This window comes from Curtobacterium sp. PsM8, assembly GCF_030433875.1.
In the GTDB taxonomy this organism is placed as follows: Bacteria; Actinomycetota; Actinomycetes; order Actinomycetales; family Microbacteriaceae; genus Curtobacterium.
This window is the reverse complement of the sequence record NZ_JARUXD010000106.1, coordinates 1-8019: the sequence shown is the minus strand read 5'-3', so window position 1 is coordinate 8019 and position 8019 is coordinate 1. Positions and strand designations below refer to the sequence as shown.

Annotated in this window: 9 protein-coding genes; 6 read left to right on the top strand and 3 right to left on the bottom strand. The window is 73.1% G+C overall.

Annotated elements, in window-relative coordinates:
- Nucleotides 1–158: 158 nt before the first annotated feature.
- Together QCD68_RS16340 and QCD68_RS16335 are read left to right on the top strand one after the other, a co-directional pair.
- Nucleotides 159–1211 carry a sensor histidine kinase gene (locus QCD68_RS16340; RefSeq protein WP_301223779.1) on the top strand — a complete coding sequence of 351 codons (1053 nt, stop codon included), beginning with the start codon at nucleotides 159–161 and terminating at the stop codon, nucleotides 1209–1211.
- Nucleotides 1208–1867 (top strand): response regulator transcription factor, encoded by a 660-nt coding sequence (locus QCD68_RS16335; RefSeq protein ID WP_301223778.1) that lies wholly within the window; start codon nucleotides 1208–1210, stop codon nucleotides 1865–1867. Before QCD68_RS16340 ends, QCD68_RS16335 begins: the two co-directional genes overlap by 4 nt.
- 12 nt (nucleotides 1868–1879) lie before the next feature.
- Here the strand turns inward: QCD68_RS16335 and QCD68_RS16330 are convergent, their stop codons facing one another.
- Complete coding sequence (locus QCD68_RS16330; protein ID WP_441005198.1) at nucleotides 1880–2620, bottom strand: ABC transporter permease; 741 nt, start codon at nucleotides 2618–2620, stop codon at nucleotides 1880–1882.
- Between the two features lie 115 nt (nucleotides 2621–2735).
- On the opposite strand from QCD68_RS16330, the gene QCD68_RS16325 reads away from it, so the two are divergent.
- From QCD68_RS16325 to QCD68_RS16315, 3 genes are all read left to right on the top strand, one after another.
- Nucleotides 2736–3263, top strand: a complete 528-nt coding sequence (locus tag QCD68_RS16325; RefSeq protein ID WP_301223777.1) for a winged helix-turn-helix domain-containing protein — start codon at nucleotides 2736–2738, stop codon at nucleotides 3261–3263.
- A complete protein-coding gene (locus QCD68_RS16320) occupies nucleotides 3260–4498 on the top strand; it encodes an MFS transporter (RefSeq protein ID WP_301223776.1) in 1239 nt (412 codons plus the stop codon). Before QCD68_RS16325 ends, QCD68_RS16320 begins: the two co-directional genes overlap by 4 nt.
- A gap of 86 nt (nucleotides 4499–4584) precedes the next feature.
- Nucleotides 4585–5016 (top strand): DUF1801 domain-containing protein, encoded by a 432-nt coding sequence (locus QCD68_RS16315; protein WP_301223775.1) that lies wholly within the window; start codon nucleotides 4585–4587, stop codon nucleotides 5014–5016.
- Between the two features lie 9 nt (nucleotides 5017–5025).
- Here the strand turns inward: QCD68_RS16315 and QCD68_RS16310 are convergent, their stop codons facing one another.
- Entirely contained in the window at nucleotides 5026–6228 is a 1203-nt protein-coding gene (locus tag QCD68_RS16310) for an acyltransferase family protein (RefSeq protein WP_301223774.1), read from the bottom strand.
- 62 nt (nucleotides 6229–6290) lie between these two features.
- On the bottom strand, nucleotides 6291–6884 hold the full coding sequence (locus tag QCD68_RS16305; protein ID WP_301223773.1) for a TetR family transcriptional regulator: 594 nt from the start codon (nucleotides 6882–6884) through the stop codon (nucleotides 6291–6293).
- A 62-nt stretch (nucleotides 6885–6946) separates the two neighbouring features.
- On the opposite strand from QCD68_RS16305, the gene QCD68_RS16300 reads away from it, so the two are divergent.
- Nucleotides 6947–7885: an SDR family oxidoreductase gene (locus QCD68_RS16300; protein ID WP_301223772.1), complete on the top strand. Its 939-nt coding sequence runs from the start codon at nucleotides 6947–6949 to the stop codon at nucleotides 7883–7885.
- Nucleotides 7886–8019: the final 134 nt, after the last annotated feature.

The window sequence follows — 8019 nt, the reverse complement described above, 5'->3', positions numbered from 1 at the left end:
GGCCTGCTTTTTTTTTTTATCGCCCGCCGGGGGGGGGGGGGGGGGGGGGGGGGCCGGCCCCGGCGCCCCCCCCCCCCCCCCCCGCGGGGCCCCCCCCCCGCTTCCGGAGAGGGGCACAGGTGTCGTCATCGTGGTGGTCTGCCATCGCTGACTCGGCCGTGACGTGGTCGTTCCGGTCCGGCGCTGAGCGGGACCCGGACCGGTTGGCGTACCGGCGGTCCGTGATCGGCATCGGGCTCCGTGTCGCGGTCGTCTCGGCAGCGCTGGTGATCACGATCATCCTGCTGGTCGTCGGCTACGTGCTCTGGCAGCTCACGCCGGGGCAACTGCACGAAGCGCCCGGTCCCACCGACGTGCACATCACCCTCGACACCGTCGACCTCAGCATCGCGGTCGTCGGGGTCGGCGGGCTCGCCATCGCCCTCGCCGGGATCGCCGCGTGGGTGATCGCACGCCGCGCGGTCCGGCCGATCGCCGAGGCCGCGCGGATGCAGCGGACCTTCGTCGCCGACGCCAGCCACGAACTCCGCACCCCGTTGACGGTGCTCCACGCCCGGGTGCAGCGACTCAGGATGATCACACCGGCGGACGATCCCCGTCGAGCCGTCGTCGACGAGCTACAGGGCGACACCCGGGTGCTGATCGACATCGTCAACGACCTCCTGGACGCCGCAGCCGGAGCGGAGTCGACCGGCGGTGTCGCCGAACTCGATGCAGCGCTGGTGGCCCTCGAGCGGGACATGTCCGTCCTGGCCGCCGAGCGCCAAGTGCACCTCGCGGTCGGTCCAGCCGATCCGGAGCTCGTCGGGACCGTCGTCGCCGTGTCGGCGACGCAACTCCGACGGTGTCTGGTGGCGCTGACGGACAACGCGATCGGGCACACGCTCCCGGACGGCAACGTGTCCGTGCAGGTGCACGGGGACGGCACCTCCGTCACGTTCCGTGTCCGCGATGACGGGCCGGGGATCACGGGCATCGCACCCGCCAGGGTGTTCGACCGGTTCGCGCACGGCACGCCCGCCACCACCGCAGGGGCGGCGGGCACGCGGACCGGGTACGGGATCGGCCTGGCGCTCGTGCGCGACGTCGCCGTCCGGGCCGGTGGTGACGTCACCGTCGAGTCGACGGGCGACGACGGCACCGTCTTCGCCCTGCGGCTCCCCGTCGTGCAGTCCGGCGGACGAGGACGCGATCGGGAGGACCGCGCATGACGCTCCGTCTGCTGCTCGTCGAGGACGACCCACGGCTGGGGCCGCTCGTCGCCGAGGTCCTGGGCGAGGAATGGGACGTGACGCTCTGCGTTGACGGCGAGAGCGCGTTGGTCGCCGCGGCAGCTCGGTACTTCGACGCGATGGTGATCGACCGTCGGCTGCCGGGAATCGACGGTACGGAGGTCGTCACGACGCTCCGCCAGCGCCGCATCAGCACGCCGGTGTTGATGCTCACCGCGCTCGGGGAGGTCCGAGACCGGGTCTCCGGTCTCGATGCCGGCGCCAACGACTACCTGGTCAAACCGTTCGACTTCGACGAGCTCACCGCCCGTCTCCGCGCGCTCACCCGGGACTACTCCGGCACCGGTGCCGGGATCGAGATCGGCGGGTGGTCCTTCCACCCGGACGACAGCAGCATCACCTCGCCCTACTCCGGACGGGTGATGCTGACCGAGAAGGAGACGGCGATGCTGCGCCTGCTCGCGAGCGAACCGGCACGGGCCTTCACCCGACAGCACCTGCTCTCCGCGGTCTTCGCGCACGGCGAGCAGCTCGGCACCGTGGACACCTACGTCCACTACATCCGACGGAAGACCGACCGTGACCTGATCAGCACCGTCCGCGGCGTCGGGTACCGCCTCGGCACCCCCGCCTGAACGCAGGGCCGGTCACGGCAGCTGCGGTCGTGTCCGGAGCGGCGCCAGCCACCGGGTCAGCAGCACGGCGGTGCACGTTCCGGCAGCCATGATCGCTGCCAGGACGACGATCTGGAACCGGCCGGCCTCGAGCGGGGACAGCCCGCCGAAGACCGCGCCGACGAACGCGCCGGGCAGCGTGACCAGTCCCGTCGTCTTGGTCTGGTCGACCGTCGGCACGAGCGCGGCGCTCACCGCACGCCGAACCAGCTGCAGGGTGGCCTGCCGTGGTGCCGCGCCGAGGGCGAGCCACCCCTCGACGTCGTCCCACCGGTCATCCGCGAGCTCCACGAAGCGGCGGCCGCTGATGCTGGCGATCGTCATCGCGTTGCCGATCACGATGCCACCGACCGCCAGGGCGTACCGCGGGCTGAACTCGATCGCGCCCGTTGCGAAGACGATCACGCCGGTGACGGTGATCCCGACCGCCATCGACGACGCTACCGGCACCACCATCCGGCGGACCTCGCCGAGGCGGCGGGACGCCGTGACGACCGCGACCGTGAACATCACGGTCAGCACCAGCGCGATGAGCAACGGCGACCGGATCACACCGGCGAGGACCAGGCTGATCACGGCGAGTTGCGCTGTCCCTCGGGCGACCGCGAGGGCGGGCGCCCACGGGGACGCTGCTCGAGCGAACAGGAGGACCGTCGTCGCGAGGCCCACGAGTGCCACGACCCCGACGACGGTCGGCAGCAGCGTGTCGGTCACCGCCGGCTCCGTCCGCTCATGCGTGCACTGTACGGCGCGGGGTGTCCGGCGCGCGCCTCGCCGACCCCCAAAGAGGCCTTTGACGGTCATGCGACCTGCCTGCCACGATGCCCTCGTGTCCACCGTCGACGAACTCCGCGCGACCGCCCACCCGATCCGCCTGCGACTGCTGTCCCTGCTGACGGGGGTCGCGATGAGCGCCGCCGAGGCCGGACGCGAACTCGGGCTGTCCCAGGCGACCGCGAGCTACCACCTCCGGGTGCTCGAGCGCGCCGGGCTGGTCCGGGTCGTCGAGGTCGTCCGGCTCCGGGGCGGCGAGGCCAAGCGCTACCGGCACGAGACGTCCTCGATGCCGTTCGACGCCCACCAGGTGCACCCGCTCGACCCGGAAGCGGCCGAGGACCGGCTCGTGTACCTCGACGCCGTCGCCGACGAGCTCCGCCGACGTGCCCGTGCGCAGGCTGACGGCCCCGGGGTCACCACGGACGCCGAACTCTGGGTGGACCCGGAGGCCTGGCGTCGTGTGGTGCAGCACATCGGGCAGGCGTCCGCGATCCTGCACGCCGCCGCCCGCCCGCCGCGGACACCCGGCACGCGTCCGGTGTCCGTCACGGCCGCCCTCTTCCCCCTCCGCCGCTCGTGAGCACCACGGCCGACCGGTTCGGTCCGCTCCGGTCCGCGCCCTTCCGGTGGCTGCTGGCAGCGCGGACGACGAGCATCCTCGGCAACGCCGTCGCTCCGATCGCCCTGGCGTTCGCGGTGCTCGACCTGACCGGGTCCGCGGCGGACCTGGGTCTCGTCGTGGCGTCCCGCTCGGTCGCGAACGTCGCCGTCCTGCTGTTCGGCGGGGTGATCGCGGACCGGCTGCCGCGCGACGTGGTCCTGGTCGGGACGTCGTTCGCGGCCGCCGTCACGCAGGGCGCCGTGGCAGCGCTCGTCATCACCGGGTCGGCGAGCATCCCGTCGCTCGTGGTGCTGAGCGTCCTGAACGGAGCGGTCGCCGCCGTCAGCCTGCCCGCCGCGGGAGCACTCGTGCCCGACACCGTCCCCGAGACGCAGCTCCGGCCGGCGAACGCCCTGCTCCGCCTCGGCCTCAACGGCGGGAGCATCCTCGGTGCCTCGGCCGGTGCCGGACTCGTCGCCGTGGTCGGACCCGGGTGGGGGCTCGCCATCGACGCGGCGGGCTTCGCAGTCGCCGGGGTCCTGTTCGGGCGGATGCGCCTGCCGCGCGGGGCTGCCGATGCCGGCCGGACGGAGCGCACCTCGGTCGTCGCGGACCTCCGGGAGGGCTGGCGCGAGTTCGTCGGCCGCCGCTGGGTCTGGATCGTGGTGCTGCAGTTCGCCGTGCTCAACGCCGCCTTCGTCGGAGCGACGGCGGTGCTCGGGCCCGTCGTCGCCGACGCGTCGTTCGGCAGGGCGGCGTGGGGCCTCGTCGTCGCCGCGCTGTCGGTCGGGCTCGCGGTCGGCGCGGTGGTCGCGCTCCGCTGGCACCCGCGGCACGCACTCGGCATCGGGGTGGCGCTCATGGTCGTGGCCGCGGTGCCGGTCCTCACCCTGGCGATCCGCCCCTCCGTGCCGGCGTTGATCGTGTCGTTCGCGGTCGCCGGAGCCGCCATCGAGGTCTTCTCGATCGCGTGGGACCAGTCCCTGCAGACGAACGTGCCGCGGGAGGTCCTGGCCCGCGTCTACTCGTACGACGCCGTCGGGTCGGTCGTCGCCGTGCCCTTCGGCGAGGCCCTCGTCGGCCCGCTCGCACACACGGTCGGCACCACGCCGACCCTGCTCGGGTGCGCCGTGCTCATCGTCGTCGCCACCGTGGCGGCCGCGGTCACGCCGAGCGTCCGGCGGGTGACGGTCCTGGAGGCACGACTCGCCTGATCCCGCAGGCTCCGGCCCCGACGGCGTTCTCCACCGGAACGCACCGGCCTCTGCCGCGGAGTGCGACGCAGCACTACCGTGTGCGCATGGCCCAGAAGGACGAGACACAGCCCGACGAGACGCCGGCGGCGGAGAGGACACCCGCCCAGCACATCGACGCGATGATCGCGGCGCACCCGGACTGGCGCGGGTCGGTCCTCGCCGACGCCCGGGCGGCGATCATCGCCGTGGACCCGGCGATCGAGGAGGCCTGGAAGTGGCGCGGCGCGCCGGTGTGGGAGCTCGACGGCATCCTCGTCGTCGGCAACGTCTTCCAGCAGGCGGTGAAGCTCGGCTTCATGTACGGCGCCGCCCTGGAGGACCCGGACGGCCTGTTCAACGACGAGCTCGGCGGCAACCAGCGCCGGGCGATCAAGTACTTCGCAGGCGACGTCGTCGACGCCCCAGCGCTGCAGGCCCTCGTCCGTCGCGCGATCGAGCACAACCACACCCGGCGGCAGGCCAGCCGCCGCCGCTGACCGGGGCCGTCAGCTCGTGGCGGCGCTGCGCGCGGCGCGGTCCTCGGCGACCAGTCGGCGGGCCTCCCGGGCGCGGGCGCGGAGCTTCTCGACCGGCACCTCGACCGCGTAGGCAGCCCCGATCGACACCACGACAGCGGCAGCGAAGAGCCAGACGTTGCCGAACCAGCCGATCGCGAACGTGCCGAGCAGCGCGATGACGAGCGGGTGCCAGAGGTACGCGGAGTACGACACCCGGCGGCCGAACCAGGCGATCGGGCTCCAGGACAGCGCCTGGGACACCGGAGTCCGCACCGAGACGAGTCCGCCGATCAGCACCGCGGCGAAGAGCCCGGTCACCGGCATGAGCAGGCCGAAGGTCCAGACGTGCTCGGTCCAGTCGTCGCCGATCCAGAACTGCACCCCGAGCACCACCGCCGCACCGACCCAGGTGCCGACGTGCCCGGCGAGCCCCGCGGCGAACGCCCGGAACCGGTCGTCGTCGAGCAGCAGGGCGAGCAGGCACCCGGTGGCGAGCGGCACGACACCGAGCACGGGGGAGAAGTACACGTCCGGCGTGGACCCACCGGAGGGGGCGCGGTAGCTCAGCCAGGTCGCGAGGGAGGCGGCGACGATCACCGCGGACAGCCCGATGACGAGTGCGCGACGACGGCGTCCGAGAGCGAGCAGGACCACGAGCACCGGCGGCCAGACCAGGTAGAACTGCTCCTCCATCGACAGGCTCCACGTGTGCGCGAACACGCCCTGCGTGGTGTCCCAGAACGACCGGTAGAGGTTGCCCGTGTAGGTGAGGGCGATGAACGCGGCCTCGCCCGCCGAGAACGAGGCGCCCTTGTAGTCGCCGACCCAGTTCCAGAGCAGCAGTCCGGCGACGACGAGGGCGACCAGTGCCGGGTAGAGCCGCAGCAGGCGCTTCCACCAGAACGTGCCGAGTCGCACGGTGCCGGTCTTCCGGCGTTCGCGGAGCAGCAGCGTGGTGATGAGGTAGCCGGAGAGCACGAAGAACACGGTCACGCCGATCCACCCGCCCTCGAACTGCGGCACGTGCAGGTGGTACAGGATCACCATGACGATCGCGACGGTGCGCAGGCCGTCGAGGGCCAGGGCGCGGGAGGCGAGGGGTGCGGGCGCGGTCGACTGTACGGGGATGGCTGCTGTCCCCGCCCGGTGGACGGTCGTCGGGGATGGCGCCGGGGCTGCGGTCCGGGTCATCCAGCCAGTGTGCTCCGGCAGTCCATGAACCGGCTCCGAGCTGTCCGGTCACGGCCGGAGCGTCAGACCGCCCGCCGCCCCGTCATGCGCGGCCGCCCCATCGTGGCAGTCAGGGCCTCGAGCCGCTCGGTCGCCAACTCGGGCAGCGTGCGGGTCTCGCCCGGGGCGATCCACTGCGCGAACGCCAGGTGGAACACGGTCACGCCTGACTGCGCCACCAGGGTCGCGGCCGGCTCGGGGACACCGCGTTCGCGGAAGAGCTCGGCCAGCCGGGCGCCGAGACCGGACAGCTTCGCGAGTTCCCGTTCACCGAGCGCGGGTTCGGCGTCGATCACGCGTTGCCGGTTGCGGGACCACTCGCGGCGGTCCTCCACGAAGTACGTCCCGGCCCCGGCCAGCGCCCGGGCGACCAGGTCGACCGGGGGAGCGTCGGGCGGAGCGTCCTGGATCGGGCCGACGAACATCTGCAGGAAGTCGTCCTGTCCGGCGAACAGGACCTCGCGCTTGTCGGCGAAGTGCCGGAAGAAGGTGCGTTCGGTGACCTCGGCGGCACGGGCGATGTCGGCCACGGTGGTGGTCTCGAAGCCACGGTCGAGGAACAGCTGCAGCGCGGTGGCCTGCAGTCGCTCCCGCGTCCCCGGTTGCCATCTCGCCATGCCCGGAGTCTACTGAGGGAACCGGTTGATGACAGTCGCTGACATCGGGTGTACGGTTCCTGATGTCAGCAACTGACATCATCGAGAAGGGCACCACCATGCACGTGTTCGTCACCGGAGCCTCCGGCTGGATCGGCTCCGCCACCGTCGACGACCTCCTCGCCGCCGGCCACCGCGTCACCGGGCTCGTCCGCTCCGACGCCGCCGCCGAGTCCGTCCGGGCGAAGGGTGCCGAGGTCCTCCGCGGCGACCTCGACGACCTCGACGCCCTGCGCCGCGGAGCCGACGCCGCCGACGGGGTCGTCCACCTCGCCAACAAGCACGACTGGGCTCACCCGGAGGAGACCAACGCCGCCGAACGCGCCGCCGTCGAGACCCTCGGCAGTGCCCTGGTCGGCAGCGATCGACCGTTCGTCGTCGCCTCCGGTGTCGCCGGACTCACCGTCGACCGTCCGGCCACCGAGGACGACCCGAACCCGTTCGTCGGCCCACAGGCGATGCGCGGCGGCAGCGAGAACCGTGCCCTCGACTTCGTTGACCAGGGCGTCCGCACCGTGATCGCACGGTTCGCCCCGACCGTGCACGGGCACGGTGACCACGGGTTCGTCGCCCTCATCGCCGCCGCAGCACGACGCCACGGGGCCGCCGCGATGATCGGCGAGGGGACGAACGGCTGGGCCGCCGTCCACCGGACCGACGCGGCACGGCTCGTCCGGCTCGGCCTCGAGCACGCTCCGGCCGGCACCCGGATGCACGTCACCGCCGAGGACGCCGTCCGCACACGCGACATCGCGCAGGCCATCGGCGACGCCCTCGGTGTGCCGGCCACCAGTGTCGACCCCGCGGACGCCGTCGACCACTTCTGCTTCATCGGGCGCTTCTTCGGCATGCCGATGGCCGCGACGTCGACCGCGACGCGCGAGCTGCTGGACTGGCAGCCGACCGGCCCGACGCTGCTGGAGGACATCGCCGACGGCGCCTACACGGCACCGCGCGGCTGACGGTCGCGCCCCGCTGGCGGTCCCGCCGGACCACACGACGGACGGGGGGGGGCCCCCCCCCCCCCGGGGGGGGGCCGCCCGCCCCCCCCGGGGGGGAGGGGGGTGGGGGTGGGGGGGGGGCGCCCCGGCGCGCG